Source organism: Salinispora tropica CNB-440 (genome assembly GCF_000016425.1).
GTDB classification, from domain to species: Bacteria; Actinomycetota; Actinomycetes; order Mycobacteriales; family Micromonosporaceae; genus Micromonospora; species Micromonospora tropica.
Genome location: NC_009380.1, coordinates 5,069,324 through 5,090,194, shown reverse-complemented (window position 1 = coordinate 5,090,194; position 20,871 = coordinate 5,069,324). Strand labels below are relative to the sequence as shown.

Here is a 20,871-nt window from a genome sequence, read left to right as displayed (position 1 = left end):
GGTGATGACTCTAGGAACCCGTGCAACCGGGCTGTTTCCTCGCGGGTGACAGGGGTGGAACCGAGAAGGGAGGCCGTGGTGAATGCGGAAGACAGTTTTGAGGAGTTCTACCGCAGCACTCGACATCGCGTCGTCACAGTGCTCTACGCACTGGGCGGGGACCTGGGTGAGGCTCAGGACGCCGCCCAAGAGGCGTACGTGCGGGCCTGGCAGCGCTGGTCGAAGATCAGCGCGTACGACGACGCCGAGGCATGGGTACGAACCGTCGGGTATCGGCTGTTGGTGAATCGCTGGCGCAAGATTCGTAATGGTTTGTCCGCATATCGCCGACACGGTGCGGATTCGGCCACCGGACCGCCGTCAGAGGACACCGTGGCGCTGGTCGCGGCGCTGCGACGGCTGCCAGCCGAGCAGCGGCAGGCGGTTGTCCTGCACCACCTGGCGGATCTGTCCGTCCTGGACATCTCCAAGCAGACAGGTACGCCGACGGGCACCGTCAAAGCCCGTCTCGCCCGTGGGCGAAAAGCCCTCGCCGTCCTTCTTGACACCTCGTTTCCGGAGGAGGTCAGTCATGCCTGACCCGCTCTTCGCCGAGCTGTACGGCAATACCGAAAACCTGAACTGGGATCCCGCCGGGCAGGTGCGCGAACGGGGCCGGCGGCGTACGCGGCGTACCCGCCTCGTCGCCGGCCTGGCGAGCGTGGCCGCGGTCGCCGTGATCGCCACCAGCGCCGTGGCCCTTGCCGGAGTCCCGGACTCCGCGCCACCGGTGCCACCCGCGACGAACAGCCCTTCGCCCAGCCCGACCGTCAACCCGACGCCGTCCGTGCCGCCCACCCCGAGCCAGCCGCCGCAGACCACCGGCCAATCGACCCCCAACCCCCTGTCGCCAGATATTCCGGCCGCGGCCATGCTTCGTGCCACGGATCTCCCGTCCGGTTTCGGGGCCGAGGGCGACAACCTTGACGGCGACTGGTCCTACCACGCGGGGATCTCGTATCACTGTGCGGAAGGCGGACAGGTTTGGCCAGGAGAGAAGGCATATCGGGGTGCCGTCTTCCGCAAGGAGCGCGAGCAGGCGGTGATAGAACGCGTCATGCGCCAAACGGAGGAGACTGCTGCGGCCACCGTGGAAACAGTCCGGCAGGAGGTGACCGGCTGCGTGCCCCGGAGTGCGGAAACCCTGGGGATGGAGATCATCGATTCCGGCCTCGCGGGCGACGAGTCGTTGCTGATCGGCTTGACCGAACAGCATCTGACGGCTCGTTGGCTCTTCGTACGGGTGGGTGAACTGGTGGCCCAGGTGTGGCTCAGCGGCGTAGATCCGGCCGAGGACCAGCGAATCGCGGAGCGCACGGCAGCTCGGCTCTGTGCCGGTACCGACGCCTGCTAACGATGCGTAGCCAGGGCTCCTCGCGTGTCGGAGCCCTGGCTACGGCCGGAGGGCTTCGGGTGCGTGCAGGCGGAGCATCGTGACGCCGACATCAGTCGGGACGCGGCGGTGGGTGGCGATCGACACCGCCACCATGACGGTGAAGGCGAGCGGGACCGTCCAGGCGGCTGGCTGCGCGACGAGCGTGGCCGGCCACCCGGTCAGCGGTGGGCCGAGCACGGTCACCAACACCGCCCCGACCGCGGCGCCGCCGCCGACAAGCACTCCGGCGGCGGCGCCGCGGTCGGTCAGTCCCCGCCACCAGATGCCCAGCACCAACAGGGGGCAGAAGCTCGACGCGGCCACCGCGAACGCCAGCCCCACCACCTGTGACACCTCCAGCCCGGAGACGTTGAGCGCGAGCACCGTGGGCGCGCCGGCGGCGAGCACGGTGGCGAGTCGGAACCCGCGTACCGAGCCGCGTCGCAGCACGTCTGTGGAGACCACTCCGGCAACGCTGGTGAGCAGGCCGGAGGAGGTGGAGAGGAATGCCGCGAAGGCCCCGGCGGCGACCAGTGCCGCGAGGAGCCGGCCGGTGGTGCCGTCACCCAGCGCCGCGTTGGGCAGGAGCAGCACCACCGCGTCGGTCTCCCCGGTGAGCAGCAGGTGTGGGGTGTAGATCCGGCCGAGTGCCCCGTAGAGGGTCGGCAGCAGATAGAAGGCGCCGACCAGGGCCAACACCACCAGGGTGGTGCGGCGGGCGGCGGCGCCGTCCGGGTTGGTGTAGAAGCGCACCAGCACGTGCGGCAGGCCCATGGTGCCGAGGAACGTGGCGAGGATCAGCGAGTAGGTGGTGAACAGGCCCCGGTCGTCGGTCCCGGCGGTGCTGGGCAGCAACCAGTCGGCCGCGTCGGTGGCGGTCCCGATCACCGCGGGCACCGGTTGCCCGGCCGCAAAGGTTAGCTCGTCGCCGGGGCGTACCTCCTCCAGCTGACCGTCGGGCAGGGTGAGGGTGGCGGGATGTTCGACCACGACGGTGGTCGCGGTGCGGAAGGTCGGACCCTCGGGTGGGGTGATGGCCGGGCGGGCGTCGGCCTGCCACTGCAACACCAGGAAGATCGCCGGTACGGCGAGGGCGGTCAGCTTGAGCCAGTACTGGAACGCCTGGACGAAGGTGATCGCACGCATGCCGCCGAGCGCCACGTTCGCGGTGACCACCGCCGCGACCAGGAGGGCGCCCGCCGGGTAGGGGGAGCCGGTCAGGGTGGCCAGGGTCAGCCCGGCTCCGTGTAGCTGCGGGACGAGGTAGAGCCAACCAATGAAGATCACGAAGATGGTGGCGAGGGTGCGGAGCCGCCGGGAGCCCAGCCGCAGCTCACAGAAGTCGGGGAGGGTGAACGCCCCGGAGCGGCGTAGCGGCGCGGCGACGAAGAGCAGCAGAGCCAGGTAGCCGGCGGCGAAGCCGACCGGGTACCAGAGCATGTCGACCCCGAATTTGAGGATCAGACCGGCGACGCCGAGGAAGCTCGCGGCCGACAGGTACTCCCCGCCGATCGCGGCGGCGTTCCAGGTCGGGCTGACGGCCCGGGATGCCACCAGAAAGTCCGAGGTGGTGCGGGCGAGCCGCAGACCGTAGAAGCCGATCCCGATGGTGAGCAGGGTGACTGCGACGATCGCCGGAACGACGTAGCCGTTGCCCACTCAGCGCTCCGGCCGCTGGATCAGGTCGGTGAAGTCCTGTTCGTTGCGCTCGGCCAGCCGCACGTACGCCCAGCCGACCGTGACCAGGAACGGGAAGGAGAGCACTCCGAGCAGCACCCACGGCAGGGCAACCCCGAGCACGGTGACCCGGCTGACCGACGGCGCGATGGCGAACAGCCACGGCAGGCCGCCCAGCCCGATGGCCACCACCAGCCAGAGCCGCAACGCCAGGGAGAGCTGCGCCCGGACGAGGCCGTGCACCAGCGCCTCGCCGACCCGGGTCTGCTGGGCGAGCTCGGTGCGGGGATGCTCGCGGCGGACCACATCGGCCAGCACGATGCGGGTCCGCGCGGGAACGCGGTCATCGGCGGCGACCACTTCGGCAGTCTCGCTCGATCATCGAGAAAGTCAAGGTCTGCACCAGCGCCTGTGGACAAGCGCGACGGGCCTGTGGACAACTTGTGGACAAGTGGTTCTTGCTGTGGATAACCACGAGGATGGCCGGGCTGACCTGCGGTGGGACGTCAGGAGGGGCTGTGCGAAGACACAGCCTCGGGGTCGGTGCGCGCTACGCTCCCGCCGTGCTGCTCCCCCTCGTGGCCGCCGTCGCCGGTGCCGGCTGGGGGATGCTGCTGCCCGGGCTGGTCGACCGGTACGCGGTCGCCTGGCCGGAAGGTCGGCCCAGACCGGCCTGGCGGACCACCTGCCCGGGTTGCGCCACCGCGAGGCCGCCCTGGTGGCGCGCACCCGGGCGATGTCGGGCCTGTCGCCGACCACTCACTGAAGGATGGGCGGTTACCGTGCCCCTCGCCGCCGCGGCCATCGCCACCATGGTGATCGGTGTCGGAGTCACCTGGGCACTCCCGGCGTTCCTGCTGCTCGCTGCCCTTGCCGTGCCGCTGGCTCTGGTCGATCTACGGGTGCTGCGGCTGCCCGACCCGTTGGTGGGGGTCGCCGTCGGCGGCGGGCTCGTGCTGCTGGCGCTCGCCGCGGTGGCCGACCAGGCTGTCCCGGCGTTGGGCCGGGCCGTACTCGCCGCCGCGCTCTGCGGGGTCGGCTACCTAACGCTCGCGCTGCTGCCCCGCTCCCCACTCGGCTTCGGCGACGTGAAGCTCGGCGCGGCGCTTGGGCTCTACCTCGGCTGGCTGGGATGGCCGACCGTGGCCGTTGGGGTCCTGCTCGCTCCGCTGGTGAACCTTCCGCTGGTCATCGGCCTTCTGGTCACTGGTCGTGCGGACCGGCGGACCCCCATTCCGTACGGTCCGGCGATGCTCGTGTCGGCGATCGCCGCGACAGTGGGCTAGCGGTGTCCATGGGCTAGCGGTGTCCATGGGCTAGCGGTGTCAGCGGGCCCAGCCCTGCTTGGCTGTTCGGATCAGCTTCTCCTTCAGCTCGCGGGTGTGCCGCCTACTGACCGGCAACTCGGTCGAGCCGACCACCACCACGTAGCCGGAGTGCGCCAGCCGTAGCTCCGCGATGAGCCGTAACTGGACGAGGTAGGACCGGTGGATTCGGACGAAACCGGCGTCCGCCCACCGCTCGGCCAGGGTCGCCAGGGACACCCGGACCAGGTGGGAACCGTCTGTGGTGTGCAATCGCACGTAGTCACCCTGCGCCTCCACCCAGCGCACCGCCGAACGGGGCAGCATCCGGGTCGTCCCGGCGAGCTCGACCGGGATCGCCGGATCCTCCTCCCGGGTCGGCGTCGCCAGTTGCGTGGGTACCCGCCGCGAGCCGATCACCCGGCGCAGCGACTCGGCCAGCCGCTCGGCCCGGACGGGTTTGCGGACGTAATCGATGGCGCCCAGGTCGAACGCGTCCACCGCGCCATCGTCGTAGGCGGTGACGAAGACGATGGCCGGCGGCCGGGCGAAGCGTCGCAGTACCCGGGCCAGCTCCATACCGTCCAGGCCCGGCATTCGGATATCGAGGAAAACCGCGTCCACGTCCCCGTCGCGGAGCACCCGCAACGCCTCGGTGGCGTCACCGGCGGTGTGCAGCCGGGCGACCCGAGGGTCAGCTCGCAGGTGGTACGCCAGTTCGTCGAGGGCCGGTGGCTCGTCGTCGACCGCCAGGACCCGGAGGAACCCGATCACGAGCCGGCCCGTACGCCGGGATGGAACTTCGGCACCCGCATGCTCACCCGTGTACCCGAGCCGGGGCCGGTCTCCACGACCAGGCCGAACCCGTCTCCGAAGGCCGCCCGCAGTCGTTCGTCGACGTTGGAGAGGCCCACGTGTGCGCCCGGCGCCCCAACCGGGTCGCTCCCGGCGGCGGCCAGTTCGGCGATGCCGGCGGTCAGTGCGGCCGGATCCATCCCCACCCCGTCATCCTCCACGGTGATATGGCACTCGGTACCCGCGTCGCGGGCCTCGACGCTCACCATGCCGGTACCGGGCTTGCCGGACAACCCGTGTCGGACCGCGTTCTCGACCAGCGGTTGCAGGCAGAGGAACGGCAGGGTTACCGGTAGCACCTCGGGTGCGATCTGGAGTCGCACCTGGAGCCGGTCGCCGAACCGGGCCCGTTCGATGGTCAGGTAGCGGTCGATGGACCGCAGCTCCTCGGCGAGAGTGGTGAACTCGCCGTGCGCCCGGAACGAGTAGCGGGTGAACTCGGCGAACTCCAGGATCAACTCCCGGGCCCGGTCCGGGTCGGTGCGGACGAAGGATCCGATCGCGGTCAGTGCGTTGTAGATGAAGTGCGGGCTGATCTGGGCCCGCAGCGCGCGGACCTCGGCGCGGGCCAGCCGCTCCCGGGAGGAGTCCAGCTCGGCGAGGGCGAGTTGGTTACCGGCCCAGTGTGCGGTCTCCAGCGTCGCTTGAACCAGACCGGGTGCGGGCACCCCGTCCGCGATGGCCAGCAGCGCACCGACGACCCGCCCATCCGCGCTGGTCAGCGGTACGACGACGGCACCCCGGACTGGGCAGTCCACCCGGTCGCAGGGCAGCTCCGCCTCCTTGAGGACGGTCGATCGGCCGGCCGTCACCACGCGACGGGCCGCCGCGACGAGCTGGGTCTGGTGGTGCGCGCCGCGCCCGTCGAGGGCGAGTAGCCCGGCGGTGTCGGTCAGCGCCAGCCCGACCGCTCCCACCAGGGCACGGAGGTGGCGTGCGGCCTTCGTGGCGTTGCCGGCGGTCAGTCCGGCGCGCAGCGGCTCGGCGGCCAGCCCGGCGGTGTGCAGCACCTCGTAGGTGGCCCGCTGGGTGGCAGTGGCGATGGTGCGGTGGCCGCGCGGACGCAGCACCGCGACGAGCGCCGCCGCCAGCGCGGCTACCAGACAGATGACACCGACGACGGCGGAGAGGCTGCCAGTCACGGGGTGAATCCTGGCCGGTGCCGGCCGGTGGTGCCAAGGGCGGTTCCCGGCGGAGGCGCCGCCGGCCTAGTACGCGCCCTTGCGGGCGAGCACCACGCCGACCGTGCGCCACAGGATGCTCAGGTCGTACGCCAACGACCAGTTGTCGACGTAGTAGAGGTCAAGGCGGACCGCCTCGTCCCAGGAGAGGTCAGAGCGGCCGGAGACCTGCCAGAGGCCGGTAATTCCAGGTTTGACCAGGAGGCGCCGGCGTACGTCGCCGAGGAAGTCACCGTCGTCGGCGGGCAGCGGGCGGGGCCCGACCAGCGACATCTCACCCTTCAGCACGTTGATCAGCTGGGGCAGCTCATCCAGGGACGAGGCGCGCAGGAAGCGGCCCACCGGGAAGACCCGCGGGTCCCGCCTCATCTTGAACAGCATGCCGTCGGTCTCGTTCTGGTCAACCAGGCTGGCCAGCCGCTCCTCGGCATCCACGTACATGGTGCGGAACTTCCAGACCCGGAAGGTTCGCCCCTCGTGGCCCACCCGGGGCTGCCGGAAGAAGACCGGACCCCGGTCGGAGATCCGGATCGAGATCGCGATCGCGAGGAAGACCGGTAGCAGGATCAGCAGGCCGAGGCCGGCGGCCACCCGGTCGAGCAGATTCTTCGCCAGCAGCGCCGGACCGGAGAGGGTCGGCTCCTCCACGTGCAGCAGCGGCAGGCCCTCGATCGGCCGGATGTGTACCCGGGGCCCGGCGATGTCGGTCAGCTGCGGGACCACGGCCAGATCGACTCCGGAGCCTTCGAGCTGCCAGGCCATCCGGCGCAGCTCGCCGGGCTCGGCGCTGGCCGACCCGCAGACCGCGATCGTGTCGCCGCCGACCTCGCGAACCAGGGCGAGGAGGTCGCGCCCCGCGTAGACCGGGACCGGGGTCTCCACACCCCGGGCAGCCGCGTAGCCGTCGGTGATGTGGATGGCGACCGGCACCAGGCCGGCGGCGGGGCTGCGGGTGACCTGGCGGTGGACCTCCAGGCACTCCGGCAGGGTGCCTACCAGGACCATTCGGTGGCCGGCCAGGCCGGCCCGGCCGGCGTTGCGCCGGATCACGTGCAGCACGAATCGGGCCAGGATCCGGACCAGGAGGATCAGCAGCAGAGCGAGGAGTAACGCGGTTCCGACCGAATATCGGGACAGGTCGGTCTTGGTGGCGAACGCCAGGAAGGAGACCGTCGCGCAGACCGCCACGCCGGCGCGGAGAACACGCTTGAACTCATCCGGGCCGAGGCCCAGGTACCGCCGATCGTAGGAGCCGTTGAACCAGAGGATCACCACCCAGCCGAGCGGCAGCAGCACGCATGCCAGGGTGTAGAACCAGGCCGGATCGTTGTAGAACCCGGCCCGCGCCTGGTCGAAGGCGCGGATAGCGGTGAAGCTCGCGAAGGCGGCGGCGGCGAAGTCCAGCAGAACCAGGAGCGCGGTGTAGGGGCGGTGCCAACGGGAGACCCGGCGGTGGCTGCGGGCCCAGGCCGACCGAGGTACGCCGTTGTGGGACGGCGGTGTCGGCGGCTGGATTTCGAAGCTGTCGACGTGCCGCACGGTTCTGCTCCGGCCTCCGTTGGTTACCGGGCGCTGGAGGCTTGTCGTCACCTCATCCATGTCCTCCCGCAGGACGCGAACCGCTCACTCGGAGTGAGGGCTCGCGTCGCCCACCGCTTCAGTCTCCCATGCGTCACCCGGACCCGAGCGCGGACCGGTAGGACCTCGCATCAGGGCTGTGCCGGTTGGCAGCTGGCCGGCTCCGGACCATTACAGAAGCCGGGACCGGGCCACTATACCGATGGATGACCGGTCGGATGGAACCCCAATCCCGACGTTCGTCGCGCGCGGGCGGAATCCTCGTGGTCAGAAGTGAGCACCCTCACTCACCGTACAATTCGAGACAACCGTCGGTCCGCGAGTGGCTTCCCGCCGGTCTGGCAACCTGGACAGTACTGGAGGCTGGAGTCAGCGAACGAGACCTCCCGTACCGTGTCGCCGCAGACTGGGCAGGGTAACCCGGTTCGGGCGTGCACCCGCAGGCCGGAGCGCTTCTCGCCCTTGAGCTCCGCGGCCCGTTGCCCCACCGATCGGGACACCGCGTCGCCGAGCACGTCCCGGGTGGCCGCGTGCAGGGTGGCGAGTTGTTCGTCGGTCAGCCGGGTGGTCAGCGCGAACGGTGACAGTCGCGCCGTGTGCAGGATCTCATCAGAGTACGCGTTACCCACCCCGGCGAGCACCGTCTGATCGGTGAGCACCCCCTTGACCTGACCCTTGCGGCTACGGAGCCGGTCGGCGAAGGTGGCCGGGTCCACGGCGAGCGCGTCCGGACCAAGTCGGGCCACCCCGGGCACCGTCGCCGGATCGGTCACCAGGTAGACGGCGAGACTCTTCTGGGTGCCGGCCTCGGTCAGGTCGAACCCGGAGCCGTCGTCGAGACGGGCCCGCAGCGCCACCGGGCCCTTGCCGGGGCGCAGCGGGGTGCGGGACGAGAACTCCTCCCGGAAGTGCAGCCAGCCGGCGCGGGCCAGGTGAACGACCAGGTGCAGGTCAGCGCCGAGCACCAGGTCGAGGAACTTGCCGTGTCGCTGGGCGTGGACGACCGGTTGGCCGGCCGCGGCCGTGATCGCCGGGTCGTACGTCTTCAGGGCGTTGATCGCCGAGATCTCCAGCCGGTCGACCCGTCGGCCGACGGCGCGTTGGCGCAGGTAGACGGTGAGCGCCTCCACCTCTGGTAGTTCGGGCACCCGCCAACGGTAGCCTCCAGTTCCATGAAAATCGTGGTGGCGCACAACCGGTACCGGGAGGCTCAGCCGTCTGGCGAGAACACCATCGTCGACGCGGAGATCGCCCAGCTGACCGCGGCCGGGGTCGAGGTGCTGCCGTTCCTGCGGAGCTCCGACGAGATCCCGTCGATGCCCCGGTCCGCGAAGGCGCTGCTGCCGATCTCCCCGATCTACGCTCCGCGGGCCCAGCGGGAGCTGGGTCGCCTGCTCGACGAGCACCGGCCGGACGTGCTGCACCTGCACAACCCGTACCCCCTGCTCTCGCCCTGGGTGGTGCGCACCGCGCACCGGTACGGCGTGCCGGTGGTGCAGACGGTGCACAACTACCGGCAGGTCTGCTCGTCCGGGCTGTACTTCCGGGACGGGGCGATCTGCCAGGACTGTCGGGGGCGGGCGTTGGGCGTACCGGCGATCGTGCACCGCTGCTACCGGGGGTCGCGGGCGCAGAGTGCGCTGATGGCGACGACGCTCGCCGCGCACCGGGGCACCTGGCGCTCGGTGGACCGATTCATCGCCTTGACCACGTCGATCGCGGAGCACCTCCGGGACTACGGCATCCCGGAGCAGAGGATCGTGGTGAAGCCGAACGCGATCCCCGACCCGGGTGTCCCGGTGCCGCTGGGCACCGGCTTCCTCTTCCTCGGCCGGCTCAGCCCGGAGAAGGGGCTGGACCTGCTGCTGGAGGCATGGCGTCGGCATCCGGACGGTTCGCTCGGCCCGCTCCGCGTCGCCGGCGACGGTGAGTTGCGACCCCTGGTGGAGGAGGCGGCGGCCCAGCGGGCGGATGTGACCTTCCTCGGTCCGCTGGACCGGGACGGGGTGCACGCCGCTCTGGTGGCGAGCGCGGTGGTGCTGGCCACCTCCACCTGGCACGACGTGCTGCCGACCGTGATCATTGAGGCACTGGCCGCCGGTCGGCCGGTGCTCGGCACCGCCCTCGGCGGTATCCCGTTCCTGGTCGGTGCCGACACCGCCGAACCCGCCGGCTGGGTCGTACCCCCGAACCCGGCCGCGTTGGCCGACGCGCTACCGGCGGCCGTCGCCGAGGCCGCCAGCCGGGCATCGGCCGCTCGGACCCGCTACGAGCGCACCTTCCACCCGGACGTGGTCACCCGCCGGCTGCTCGACATCTACGCCGACACCGCTCGGACGGCCGAGTCGGACCGTCGGTCAGCGCAGTGAGGCCCGGGCGGCGAAGGCAATGCTCGCGAGCAGGAAGCCGCCGTTGACCGCGGTGAAAGCGACGATCAACCAGGTGGTCAGGCTGGGCGCGAAGAACAACACCAGGGCGGCAACGAAGATCACCGCGCCGTAGTCGCGGGTCAGCTTCACCAGCCGTACCAGCGGCGAGGTCGAGGTGACCATGCTGGTCGCGTTCGGCCCGGCCTGCATCACCGAGGTGACCAGGTTCACCATCCAGGTGCCGGCGAACGCCGCGATCAGCCAGGCGGGAGTCGACGGTGACTGCGCGACAGCGGTCGCGGTGAGCGCCGCGACCAGCGCGATCTGGGCCGCCACGTCGCTGAGCACATCCACCCGCGCCCCGGCTGGGCTGCCCTGACCGGTGACCCGGGCAAGTTGTCCGTCCGCGCAGTCCAGCGCGTACGCCGCCTGCCAGCCGACCAGCGCCACGATCCCGACCAACCAGGCCGGTACGCGGCCCGTGGCGACCGGCCCGGCCAGCGCCACCACCGTCACCGAGGTGAGCAGGCCGAGTATCAGGTTGGCGATGGTCAGCGCGGTGGGCCGCAGCCCGAGTCGGTGCGCGACGTCGGCGAAGGCCGCCCCGATCCACTGGCTGACCGACTCGCTGAACAGCCCGCCGCCCCGGTTGGTTCGGTAGAAGTCGGTCAGGGTCGGCCGGGCTGGTTCAGCCAAGGTGTTCACCGAGTGCGTCAAGACAGTCTCCCAACCGGGCCCGGAGCTCGTCGGCGGACAGGGCGAGGTGTTCGAGGATCGTGTAGCGGTCCGGCCGGGTCCGGGGCGCGAAGTGCACCGCCTCGACGAACTGCTCGTCGGTGAGGCCCAGGTCGGCCGGGCGGGTGGCCAGGCCGTGCCGGTGCAGGCAGCGGGCGAGCTGGCCGAAGCGGTCCCGGTCGCCGTGCAGCCAGGTGCAGAAGAGGGCCCCGAGCCCGACCTGTTCGCCGTGGGCGCTGGTGCCGGGCCAGAGGTGGTCGATGGCGTGTGAGATCTCGTGGTCGCCGCCGCTGGCCGGTCGGCTCGAACCGGAGATCGACATGGCGATGCCGCCGAGAATCAACGCCTCCGCCAGCGTGGTGAGGAACGTGTCGTCAGTGATCTTGCCTGGGTGGTTCAGCAGCGCCTCGGCGCCGGTCCGGGCCAGCGTCACGGCGAGCCCGTCGATCGGCTCGCCGCGCAGCTCGTGGGCGAGCTCCCAGTCGGCGCAGGCGTTGAGGTTGCTCACCGCGTCACCGATCCCGGCCTGGGTCTGCCGGTCCGGACCGTGCTCGACGAAGTCGAGGTCCACCAGGACGGCGATCGGAATGTGCACCCCGTACGAGCCCTTGCCGCCGTCGTGGGTCAACGACGCCACGGGGGAGGCGATGCCGTCGTTGGCGAGGCTGGTGGCGACCGTGACCATCGGGATGCCGTAGCGGGTGGCGGCGTACTTCGCGGTGTCGATCGTTCTGCCGCCGCCGATTCCGACCACCGCGTCGTAGTGCCGGTGGCGGAGCCGGTCGCCCAATTCGGTGGCGGAGTCGACGCTGCCGCCGGCCACGGTGAAGACGTCGGCTGAGCCGAGCGTCGGGCGGCACAGCTCGACGATCTTCTCCCCCTGCCCGGGCCCCACCACCACCGCCACGTCGCCGCCGGCGGAGATCCGCCGGTCGGCGAGGAGCTCGCCGAGGTTGGCGACCGCGCCCCGCCGGACCTCGATGGCCAGCGGCGTGGCGACGGTACGGGCTAGTAGCGGCACGCGATCTCCCGAGCCCGCGCAAGGTCGTCGTGGTTGTCGACCTCGACCCAGGCGATGTCGCCGATCGGCGCCCCGCGTACGTCGCCACCTCGGTCGGCGAACTCCTGGTAGCCGTCCTCGTAGTAGCGGTTCGGGTCGTGTCGCCAGGTCGCCTCCAGCGCGTCCGCGAGCGCCTCGGCGACGTGCGGTTCGATCAGCGTGGCACCGATGTACTCCCCGCGTGCCTCCTGCGGGTCCATCAGCTTGGTGATCCGGGTGAGTTGACCGTCGGCGTCGAAGGTGGTCTTCATCTCCTCCTCGGCCAGCGGCTTGACCGTGTCGATCGCCAGCAGGATCCCCGGCCCGCGCTCGGCCAGCAGGGTCTTCTCCACGCTCACCGGATGGACGGTGTCCCCGTTGACCAGCAGGACCCCGCGGGCGAACCAGCTGCGGGCCAGCCAGAGTGAGTAGGCGTTGTTCCACTCCTCGGCCCGGTCGTTGGGCACCAGGGTGAGCGTGACGCCGTACTTCTGTTCCAGGTCCGCCTGGCGTTCCCGAACCGCGTCGGCGGCGTAGCCGACCACGACGACGATCTCGGTGAGTCCGACTTCGGCCAGGTTACGCAGCGCGATGTCGAGGATGGTGGTCGTGCCATCAACCGGTACCAGCGCCTTCGGCAGGGTGTCGGTGTGCGGGCGCAGGCGTCGCCCGGCGCCAGCTGCCAGCACCATTCCGACCATCTCGGCGTCGTTCCGTGTTTGTCTGGCTGTCACCGAAGGAGGATAGCGCCGTCGGCTGCGGCCCTTGGCGGCAACCGGACCAGCTGCTGCGTGGGCGGCACGGGAGCAGCTGCTGTGTGGGCGGCACGGGAGCAGATGCTGGGTGGGCAGTGCGGGCTGTCGGCGCCGCTCGACCGGAGCGGACTGGTCGGATCGCATGCGGCGGCCTTGTCCCAATAACACACTGGGTGCACCATGTCTGTACCGAGTGCCACCGTTCCGCAGGGGTTGATGTGTGATGCAGGTTCGGGAAGTGATGTCCAGCCAGGTTCTGGTGGTCGGCCCGGAGCACACGCTCCGGCAGGCGGCGCGAATGATGTCGGAGCGGGGCATCGGGTCGGCAGTCGTGATCGATCCGGATTCCGAAGGGGTCGGGATCATGACCGAGCGGGATCTGCTCAACGCGATCGGGCGCGGGTTGGACTGTGACGTCGAGCGGACCGGGGCCCACCTGACCTGGGACGTGGTGTACGCGGGGCCGGAGTGGACGGTCGAGGAGGCGGCGACCGCGATGGCCCGGGGCGGGTTTCGGCACCTGGTGGTGCTCGACGGGCGCGAGGTGGCCGGGGTCATCTCGCTCCGTGATGTCGTCCGGGTCTGGGCGACCGAACGGGTCGCCCCCGGGTGAGGTCGGTCACTCATCCGGTGGCTCCGCAAACGTACTCGTCGTGCCGTCGGCGCATCTTCCGCTGTCTTCCGTACGCTGAACAGCCATGACCGCCGAGCAGTTGATCTCCTTCGCCCGTGGCGCTCCCTCGTTGGACATCGTCGATGTCGAGGGGCTGAAGGCCGCCGCCGTCCGTGCGTTCGACGCCGATCCCGCCGGTGTGACGGGGTACGGTCCCTCCGCCGGTTACCTTCCGTTACGTGAGTGGATCGCGCAGAAGCACGGCGTCGGGGCGGACCAGGTCTTGGTGACCAATGGTTCGTTGCAGGCCGACGCGTTCCTCTTCGACCATCTGATCCGGCCCGGTGACGCGGTGGTGGTGGAGCACCCGACCTACGACCGGACCCTGCTGAACCTGCGGCGGATTGGCAGTGAGCTGCACGGGATCACGATCCAGCCGGACGGCCTGGACACCACCGAGCTGCGTAAGCTGCTGGAGTCCGGGGTGCGTCCACGGCTGGCGCACATCATCCCGAACTACCAGAACCCAGCCGGGGTGACGCTGAGCCTCGACAAGCGGCGGGAGCTACTCGACCTCGCCGTCGAGTTCGAGTTCACGATCTTTGAGGACGACCCGTACGCCGACATCCGGTTCCGCGGTGAGGCGCTGCCCTCGATGCTGTCGTTGGACACGCACAACCGGGTGGTGCACGCCTCCAGCTTCACCAAGACGGTCTGCCCGGGAGTGCGGGTCGGCTACCTGGTCGGGCCGGCGGACCTGATCGCTGACATCGCGAAGAAGGCGACCAGTCTCTACATCTCGCCGGGCATGGTCTCCGAGGCGGCCGTGCACCAGTTCTGCGTCTCCGGGGACATCGACCGCTCGATCGCGACGGTGCGCCGGGCCCTCGGCGAGCGGGCCCGGGTGTTGGCCGAGGCGTTGCGGCGGCACATCCCGCAGGCCCAGTTCGTCGAGCCGGACGGCGGCTACTTCCTCTGGGTGGAGTTGCCGGAGGACGTCGAGGTGGACCGGCTGGCTCCGGCTGCGGCGGAGCGCGGGGTCGCCGTCGTGAAGGGCAGTGACTTCGTGCTCGACGGTGGGCAGCACGCGCTACGGCTGGCGTACTCCGCAGTGACCGTGGACCAGGTCGACGAGGGCGTACGTCGACTCGCGGCGGCGATGGCGGCCGTACGCGGCTGACCTCCCCGCCGGGCGCCGGGCGGGCTGCCTCGACGTGGCCCACCGGCGTTCGCCACGGCCCTGCGGCACCGGCGTTGACCCGGTCGACGGCGTACGCTGCAACGCGTCGCCGAGCGGGGAGGGGTGCGATGGCTGACCGGTCGCGAGGCGGGCCGAGGGGCACCCGGATGGGTGGTCGGGTGATCCGGCCGCGGGACTGGGCGGCGCCGGTGCGGGCGATGACCCGCCGGCTCAGCTCCGACAACTCCGTGGGGCCACCGGCGCCGGCCGCGCGCCACCATGCGGTCGTCGACTGCGCGCTCTACCTGGACGGGGAGCGTCAACCCGGCCACTGGCACCACGCCGAGGCGCTGGCGGCGGCTCGCCAGGCGGGTAACGGCTTCGTCTGGCTCGGCCTGCACGAGCCCGACCTGGCCGAGATGACCGAGATCGCGGCCACCTACGGCCTGCACGAACTGGCGGTTGAGGACGCGGTCAAGGCTCAGCAGCGGCCCAAGCTGGAGCAGTTCGGCTCGGTGAGCTTCCTGGTGCTCCGGACCGCCCACTACCGCGAGCACGCCGAGCTGACCGAGCACTCCGAGGCCGTCGAGACCGGCCAGGTGCTGCTCTTCATCGGCCCGAATTTCCTGGTCAGTGTCCGGCACGGGGATGCCTGCCGGCTCGCACCGGTGCGCGCCGACCTGGAGGCGAAGGGGGAACTGCTGCCGCACGGACCGTGGGCGGTGGCGTATGCGGTGACCGACCGGGTGGTTGACCACTACCTGGAGGTCGCCGACCGGCTGGAGGACGACCTGGACACGCTCGAGGCGGACGTCTTCGACCGCCGGCAGGGCGGCGATCGGATCCAGCGGATCTACCAGGTGAAGCGGGAGCTGGTGGAGTTCAAGCGGGCGGTGATGCCGCTCCAGCGGCCGCTCCTGCGGATCACCGCTGAGCGCAACCGCGACGTACCGACGGAGATCCGCCGGTACTTCGGGGACGTGCAGGACCACCTCAGCCGTACCGTCGAGCAGGTCAACTCCTACGACGACCTGCTCAACTCGATCCTTCAGGCGCGGTTGGCCCAGGTCACCGTCGACCAGAACAACGACATGCGCAAGATCGCGGCCTGGGCGGCCATCGCGGCGGTCTGGACCGCCATCGCCGGCATCTACGGCATGAACTTCGATTTCATGCCGGAGCTGGGATGGACCTACGGCTACCCCACGGTGCTGGTCCTGATGCTGGGGATCAGTCTGGCGCTGTACCGCTGGTTCCGCCGCCACGGCTGGCTCTGACCGGGATCAGTGGCGACCGTTCTTCATTGCCTTGGAGAGGTCGTTGGTCGGGCGGCCGGCGGAGTTCCTGGTGCCCTCGGTCGTTGCGGGGACCTTGTCGGCCGGCGTTGCGGGGACCTTGTCGGTCGGCGTTGCGGGGACCTTGTCGGTCGGCGTCGCGCCGGACCGCCGGCCCGAGTTGGTCTTGGCGGTGCCGCCCGCCGCTTTGCCGCTCGTGCCACCCGTTGCCGTGCCGCCGCCCGCCGCTTTGCCGCTCGTGCCACTGGTTGTGGTGCCACCGGTTGCCGCGTCGCTCGCCGAGCCCGCCGGTGTGGCGGCATCCGCGTTCGCGGTCGATGCCGCCGGGGCGGTCTGCTCGGCGGGGGTCCGGGTGGTGACCTCGATGGTGTCCATCTCGGCCTGCATCGGCTCCAGGCTGGGGACCGGGTCGTACTCGACCCACTCCCGCCGCTCGTAGCGGCGTCGCAACGCCACGGCGCCGACCAACCCGACCACGGCGCCAGCCGTCAGCAGGCCGGCCATCCTGCCCCGACCGGACCTCTTCTTCGCGCGCCTCGCCCGCGCCTTCTTCGCCTGCGTCTTCTTGCCGGTGGTGGCCGGCTTGACGGCGGCGGCGCTCCGTCCGGCGACGGCCCGGCCGGCCGCCTCCGCCTGGGCGGATCGAACGGCGATGGCCAGCGGCGCGAGAGCCGCCACGGTCGACACGTAGCCGCTCGCCGCCCGGTCCCGCACGACCAGCGCGGTCGGGGCGACAGCGCTTTGGGCCGCCCGCACCCGGGGGCCGACCGTGGCGCCGGTGCCGTTGGTCGCGTGCCCTGCCGCCCGCTTCAGGTGACCGAAGCCCCGACTTAGTTCGATCTTGGCAAGCTGGCCCTGGGTCTTACGCCGCCCGTTTCCAAACACGGTCCCACCTCCTGGGAGTTGTCCCTTCGTCATCCTCCACCTTCTGATGCCTCCGCATGGCCAGATCGGGCACATGGGAGGATCCGCGTGGAACTGAACACCTAGTGAGGAGTACCCGTGGCCGACGATCTCTACGCCACCCTGCACACCAACGCCGGCCCGATTCGGCTGCAGCTTTTTCCGAACCACACGCCGAAGACCGTTCGCAACTTCGTGGAGTTGGCCGACGGGACCCGGCAGTACACCGACCCGCGGACCGGTCAGCCGGGCAGCGGCCCGTACTTCGACGGCACCATCTCGCACCGCGTGATCAGTGGCTTCATGATCCAGATGGGTGACCCGACCGGTACCGGTCGGGGCGGCCCGGGTTACACCTTCGCCGACGAGTTCCACCCCGAGCTACGGTTCGACCGGCCGTACCTGCTGGCGATGGCGAATGCCGGGCCGGGGACCAACGGTTCGCAGTTCTTCATCACGGTGGCGCCGACCCCGCACCTGAACAACCGGCACACCATCTTCGGACAGGTCGCCGACGAGGAGTCGGTGAAGGTCGTCGACGCGATCGCCAACACCCCGACGAACCCCGCCGACCGCCCGCTGCGCGACGTCGTCATCGAGCGGGTCGAGATCGAGAACACCGGCTCCTGAAGGCGGACGGGGTACCTTTGCTCGCATGACTGAGCGCTCGGGCACCTGGGTTGTCCGGTGAGCGAATCACCACCGACTACCCCGGTCTGCTACCGCCACCCCGGCCGGGAGGCCTATATCCGGTGCAACCGCTGCGACCGGGTCATCTGCCCGGACTGCATGCGCGAGGCCTCGGTGGGCTTCCAGTGCCCGGAGTGCGTCAACGAAGGGCGCCGCAGCGTGCGGCCGGCACGTACCGCCTTCGGGGGTGGTCTCGCCGGCCAACACGGCTATGTCACCAAGGCGTTGATCGCGTTCAACGCCCTGGTGATGCTGCTTTCCATCAGCACCGACCGGGGCGGCGACGCGGCGGTGGGGGGCTCCGGCCTCGGCGGCCTCCTCGGCGGCACCACCCCGCTGACCGAGTGGGGAGCGGTGCTCGGGCTTGCGGTCTTTCCCGACGGCACCGTGGGGGGCATCGCCGATGGCCAGTGGTACCGCCTGGTCACCGCGATGTTCCTGCACTACGGCGTGATCCACCTACTGCTGAACATGTACGCGTTGTGGATCCTCGGTCGAACCCTGGAGGCGAGTCTCGGCCCGGCCCGGTTCCTGGCCCTCTACCTGGTCGCTGGCCTCGGCGGGAATGTCGCGGCCTACCTGATCAGCGCACCGAACGCGGCCACCGCGGGCGCGTCGACGGCCATCTTCGGGCTCTTCGCGGCCCTGTTCGTCGTCGGCCGGCGAATGGGGCGGGACGTCTCCCAGGTCCTCCCGATCTTGGTGATCAACCTGGTCTTCACGTTGACCGTACCGGGGATCTCGATCCCCGGTCACCTGGGCGGTCTCGCGGTCGGCGGCCTGATGGCCTTCGTCCTCGCCTACGCCCCGCGGTCACGGCGCACGTTGGTGCAGGTGGCCGGTGGGGGTGTGCTCGTGGTGGCGCTGCTCGGCCTCGCCCTGATCCGGACCGCGGCCCTGCTCGCCTGACCGAGCACCGCCGATCTGTCACGGCGACCCGGCCCGGTACTACCGGGTCGGGCGGGCCTCCCGTAGCTCCGCCGCGACCTCGACCGGGTCAGCGTCCAGGTCGAACCGACCGAACAGGTGCAGTGTCTCCCCGGCATCCACCTCCAGGGCAGCGTTCGACCGGCCGAGCCGGGTTCGCTGGTCCACCCGGATCTCCGCCACCTGCGACCACGGCAGTCGCCGACGGCCCGCGAAGCCGCTGACCACCGTCAGTCCTTCTGGATCGACCGCGAGGCGGACCGGCACCAGCACATCCCGCGTGGCCCAGCCGAGGAGCGCGGCGGCGGCCAGCCCGGCCAGCACGAGTCGAGTCGGGTCACCGTCGGCGAGGAGAAGACCGAGCGCGACCAGCGCCCCGGCCCCACCGACCTTGACCGCCGGCAGGGCGGCCGGGACCCGCCACTGCCGGGACCCGGGCGATGTCGTATCCATGTCGCCCAGCATGCCAGTGCCGCCGGCGGCCGGGCAGGCCGCGTACCATCGATGCCAACCACGTTACCGGGGAGTAGTCATGAGTGACGCAGTCATCGTCGGCGCGGTACGTACCCCCGTCGGGCGGCGCAAGGGGAGCCTCGCCGACGTGCACCCGGTCGACTTGTCGGCGCACGTGCTGCGCGCCCTCGCTGAACGGACCGGCATCGATCCGGGTCAGGTGGACGACGTGTTCTGGGGCTGCGTCTCACAGGTCGGCGAGCAGTCGTGGAACATTGCCCGCAATGCTGTCCTCGCGGCCGGCTGGCCCGAGACGGTTCCCGGCACCACCCTCGACCGACAGTGCGGGTCCAGCCAGCAGGCGCTGCACTTCGCCGCCGCGACCGTGCTGTCCGGGCAGGCCGATCTGGTGGTGGCGGGCGGAGTTGAGTCGATGACCCGGGTGCCGATGGGTTCCAGCGTGGTCGGAGGCGCGCCGTTCAGCCCGGCGATCCTGGACCGCTATCGGGGCGTGGAGGGGGTGGCTGACGACAACCCGCTCCCGTTCAGCCAGGGCGTCGGGGCGGAGCTGATCGCCCGTCGGTGGCGGTTGACCCGCACCCAGCTCGACGAGTTCGCCCTCGCCAGCCATGAGAAGGCGGGTGCGGCGCAGGACGCCGGCGCATTCGACGCCGAGCTGGCACCGGTCCCCCTGGCCGACGGGGACACGGTCTCCGTCGACGAGGGCATCCGTCGTGACACGTCACTGGCGAAGCTGGCCGAGCTCGCCACCCCATTCCAGGCTGACGGTGTGGTGACCGCTGGGTCCGCGTCCCAGATCTCCGACGGCGCGGCGGCGCTCGCCGTCACCACCGCCGAGTGGGCCGGCCGGCACGGCCTGCGCCCGCTCGCCCGCATCCACACCGCTGTGGTCTGCGCCGACGACCCGGTTGCCATGTTGACCGCCCCCATTCCGGCCACCGCCAAGGCGCTGCGCCGGGCGGGGCTGGGCATCGAGGAGATCGGGGTGTACGAGGTCAACGAGGCGTTCGCCCCGGTGCCGCTGGCCTGGCTCGCGGAGACCGAGGCTGACCCGCAACGGCTGAACCCGCGCGGTGGCGCCATCGCCCTCGGGCATCCGCTCGGCGGATCCGGGGGCCGGATCATGACCACCATGCTGGCGCACATGCGGGACGAGAACATCCGGTACGGGCTGCAAACCATGTGCGAGGGCGGCGGCATGGCCAACGCGACCATCGTCGAGCTGCTCTGAACCACCCTCCCGGCGGGCACGACCCACCCCGGCGGGCATGGAAGATGCAATGTGCGGCCCTCTCGCCCATATCACCCCGCGCCGGGGCGTCGTTGGGCAGGGTATGGACGTCTTCTCCCGAACGTTCTTTCCCGCTGCGGCCGAGGCTGGTATTGCGACCCAGACCGCCAGCCGCCACATGCCCGTCTTCCGGCGCTGCGTCGGCTCGGGTGACGCCCCCGTCCTGGTCACCCGGTGCAGCCGCCCGAACCGGTCAACCGCCGGCGACTACCTCCTGCTGCTGACCCACCGACGGCTGGTCGTCACCCGGCAGACCCGGGTGCTGCACCGGCTCCGCCTGCACCTCAACACCGAGCTGCGCGAGCTGAGCAACGTCACCTGGGGTCCAGACCCGCGGCTGCACTGCCTGGAGCTGGCCGCTACCGCCATCGACGGCGTCCGGGAGCGGTTCGTGATCCGCACTCGGCATCCGAAGCAGGTGTGGCAGCTCGACGCGCTGCTGAACCACGCTTTCCGTACCCGCGTACGGACCGCGCGCGAGCGACTCGTCGCCACGATCGGCGACTCCGGTCCGGCCCCGGTCCGGCCGGCGGCCTTCCGGCCCGCCACCGTTCGCTGACCGTTTCCTTACCGAACCCGAACACGTCCCGA

22 protein-coding genes are annotated in these 20,871 nt (G+C 70.7%); 11 read left to right on the top strand and 11 right to left on the bottom strand.

Annotated elements, in window-relative coordinates; translation table 11 throughout:
• Positions 1–78 precede the first annotated feature (78 nt).
• Together STROP_RS22715 and STROP_RS22710 are read left to right on the top strand one after the other, a co-directional pair.
• Positions 79–579 (top strand): SigE family RNA polymerase sigma factor, encoded by a 501-nt coding sequence (locus STROP_RS22715; RefSeq protein WP_026274728.1) that lies wholly within the window; start codon positions 79–81, stop codon positions 577–579.
• Entirely contained in the window at positions 572–1,393 is an 822-nt protein-coding gene (locus STROP_RS22710) for a hypothetical protein (protein WP_012015690.1), read from the top strand. The genes STROP_RS22715 and STROP_RS22710 overlap by 8 nt, the downstream gene beginning before the upstream one ends.
• A 39-nt stretch (positions 1,394–1,432) precedes the next feature.
• Here STROP_RS22710 and STROP_RS22705 read toward each other — a convergent pair whose 3' ends face one another.
• Together STROP_RS22705 and STROP_RS22700 are read right to left on the bottom strand one after the other, a co-directional pair.
• The gene (locus tag STROP_RS22705; RefSeq protein WP_012015689.1) at positions 1,433–3,073 is read right to left on the bottom strand and encodes a sodium/solute symporter; all 1,641 of its coding nucleotides are present in this window, start codon (positions 3,071–3,073) and stop codon (positions 1,433–1,435) included.
• The gene (locus STROP_RS22700; RefSeq protein WP_012015688.1) at positions 3,074–3,451 is read right to left on the bottom strand and encodes a hypothetical protein; all 378 of its coding nucleotides are present in this window, start codon (positions 3,449–3,451) and stop codon (positions 3,074–3,076) included.
• Positions 3,452–3,534: 83 nt separating this feature from the next.
• Here STROP_RS22700 and STROP_RS22695 point away from each other — a divergent pair, with 83 nt between their 5' ends.
• Entirely contained in the window at positions 3,535–4,377 is an 843-nt protein-coding gene (locus STROP_RS22695; protein WP_028564947.1) for a prepilin peptidase, read from the top strand.
• 39 nt (positions 4,378–4,416) lie between these two features.
• Here the strand turns inward: STROP_RS22695 and STROP_RS22690 are convergent, their stop codons facing one another.
• From STROP_RS22690 to STROP_RS22675, 4 genes are all read right to left on the bottom strand, one after another.
• Complete coding sequence (locus STROP_RS22690; RefSeq protein ID WP_012015686.1) at positions 4,417–5,169, bottom strand: LytR/AlgR family response regulator transcription factor; 753 nt, start codon at positions 5,167–5,169, stop codon at positions 4,417–4,419.
• On the bottom strand, positions 5,166–6,392 hold the full coding sequence (locus tag STROP_RS22685) for a sensor histidine kinase (RefSeq protein WP_012015685.1): 1,227 nt from the start codon (positions 6,390–6,392) through the stop codon (positions 5,166–5,168). The genes STROP_RS22690 and STROP_RS22685 overlap by 4 nt, the downstream gene beginning before the upstream one ends.
• Before the next feature lie 66 nt (positions 6,393–6,458).
• A complete protein-coding gene (locus STROP_RS22680; protein ID WP_018829633.1) occupies positions 6,459–8,030 on the bottom strand; it encodes a sugar transferase in 1,572 nt (523 codons plus the stop codon).
• A gap of 266 nt (positions 8,031–8,296) precedes the next feature.
• Positions 8,297–9,157: an Fpg/Nei family DNA glycosylase gene (locus STROP_RS22675; protein WP_012015683.1), complete on the bottom strand. Its 861-nt coding sequence runs from the start codon at positions 9,155–9,157 to the stop codon at positions 8,297–8,299.
• A 24-nt stretch (positions 9,158–9,181) separates the two neighbouring features.
• On the opposite strand from STROP_RS22675, the gene STROP_RS22670 reads away from it, so the two are divergent.
• Positions 9,182–10,378: a glycosyltransferase family 4 protein gene (locus STROP_RS22670; RefSeq protein WP_012015682.1), complete on the top strand. Its 1,197-nt coding sequence runs from the start codon at positions 9,182–9,184 to the stop codon at positions 10,376–10,378.
• On the opposite strand, the gene STROP_RS22665 is transcribed toward STROP_RS22670, so the two are convergent.
• The 3 genes from STROP_RS22665 to STROP_RS22655 are packed head-to-tail and all read right to left on the bottom strand — an operon-like array spanning position 10,367 to position 12,853.
• On the bottom strand, positions 10,367–11,083 hold the full coding sequence (locus STROP_RS22665; RefSeq protein WP_026274731.1) for a CDP-alcohol phosphatidyltransferase family protein: 717 nt from the start codon (positions 11,081–11,083) through the stop codon (positions 10,367–10,369). The genes STROP_RS22670 and STROP_RS22665 overlap by 12 nt on opposite strands.
• Entirely contained in the window at positions 11,067–12,134 is a 1,068-nt protein-coding gene (locus tag STROP_RS22660) for an iron-containing alcohol dehydrogenase family protein (RefSeq protein WP_012015680.1), read from the bottom strand. The genes STROP_RS22665 and STROP_RS22660 overlap by 17 nt, the downstream gene beginning before the upstream one ends.
• A complete protein-coding gene (locus STROP_RS22655; RefSeq protein ID WP_012015679.1) occupies positions 12,122–12,853 on the bottom strand; it encodes a phosphocholine cytidylyltransferase family protein in 732 nt (243 codons plus the stop codon). The genes STROP_RS22660 and STROP_RS22655 overlap by 13 nt, the downstream gene beginning before the upstream one ends.
• A gap of 277 nt (positions 12,854–13,130) precedes the next feature.
• On the opposite strand from STROP_RS22655, the gene STROP_RS22650 reads away from it, so the two are divergent.
• The 3 genes from STROP_RS22650 (at position 13,131) to corA (ending at position 15,977) form a co-directional block, all read left to right on the top strand.
• Positions 13,131–13,520, top strand: coding sequence for a CBS domain-containing protein (locus STROP_RS22650; protein WP_012015678.1), 390 nt, complete (start codon positions 13,131–13,133; stop codon positions 13,518–13,520).
• An 85-nt stretch (positions 13,521–13,605) separates the two neighbouring features.
• Positions 13,606–14,700 (top strand): aminotransferase-like domain-containing protein, encoded by a 1,095-nt coding sequence (locus tag STROP_RS22645; protein WP_012015677.1) that lies wholly within the window; start codon positions 13,606–13,608, stop codon positions 14,698–14,700.
• A gap of 128 nt (positions 14,701–14,828) precedes the next feature.
• A complete protein-coding gene (gene corA, locus STROP_RS22640) occupies positions 14,829–15,977 on the top strand; it encodes a magnesium/cobalt transporter CorA (RefSeq protein ID WP_012015676.1) in 1,149 nt (382 codons plus the stop codon).
• 6 nt (positions 15,978–15,983) lie between these two features.
• Here corA and STROP_RS22635 read toward each other — a convergent pair whose 3' ends face one another.
• Entirely contained in the window at positions 15,984–16,913 is a 930-nt protein-coding gene (locus STROP_RS22635) for a hypothetical protein (protein WP_012015675.1), read from the bottom strand.
• 84 nt (positions 16,914–16,997) lie between these two features.
• Here STROP_RS22635 and STROP_RS22630 point away from each other — a divergent pair, with 84 nt between their 5' ends.
• On the top strand, positions 16,998–17,528 hold the full coding sequence (locus STROP_RS22630) for a peptidylprolyl isomerase (RefSeq protein ID WP_012015674.1): 531 nt from the start codon (positions 16,998–17,000) through the stop codon (positions 17,526–17,528).
• A 57-nt stretch (positions 17,529–17,585) separates the two neighbouring features.
• Positions 17,586–18,497 (top strand): rhomboid family intramembrane serine protease, encoded by a 912-nt coding sequence (locus tag STROP_RS22625; RefSeq protein WP_012015673.1) that lies wholly within the window; start codon positions 17,586–17,588, stop codon positions 18,495–18,497.
• A gap of 39 nt (positions 18,498–18,536) precedes the next feature.
• Here the strand turns inward: STROP_RS22625 and STROP_RS22620 are convergent, their stop codons facing one another.
• The gene (locus STROP_RS22620) at positions 18,537–18,980 is read right to left on the bottom strand and encodes a PH domain-containing protein (RefSeq protein ID WP_012015672.1); all 444 of its coding nucleotides are present in this window, start codon (positions 18,978–18,980) and stop codon (positions 18,537–18,539) included.
• A 67-nt stretch (positions 18,981–19,047) separates the two neighbouring features.
• Between STROP_RS22620 and STROP_RS22615 the strand changes: the two genes are divergently transcribed.
• Both STROP_RS22615 and STROP_RS22610 read left to right on the top strand, forming a co-directional pair.
• Positions 19,048–20,220 (top strand): thiolase family protein, encoded by a 1,173-nt coding sequence (locus tag STROP_RS22615; RefSeq protein ID WP_012015671.1) that lies wholly within the window; start codon positions 19,048–19,050, stop codon positions 20,218–20,220.
• A 103-nt stretch (positions 20,221–20,323) separates the two neighbouring features.
• The gene (locus STROP_RS22610) at positions 20,324–20,839 is read left to right on the top strand and encodes a hypothetical protein (protein ID WP_026274733.1); all 516 of its coding nucleotides are present in this window, start codon (positions 20,324–20,326) and stop codon (positions 20,837–20,839) included.
• The last annotated feature ends 32 nt before the right edge of the window (positions 20,840–20,871 follow it).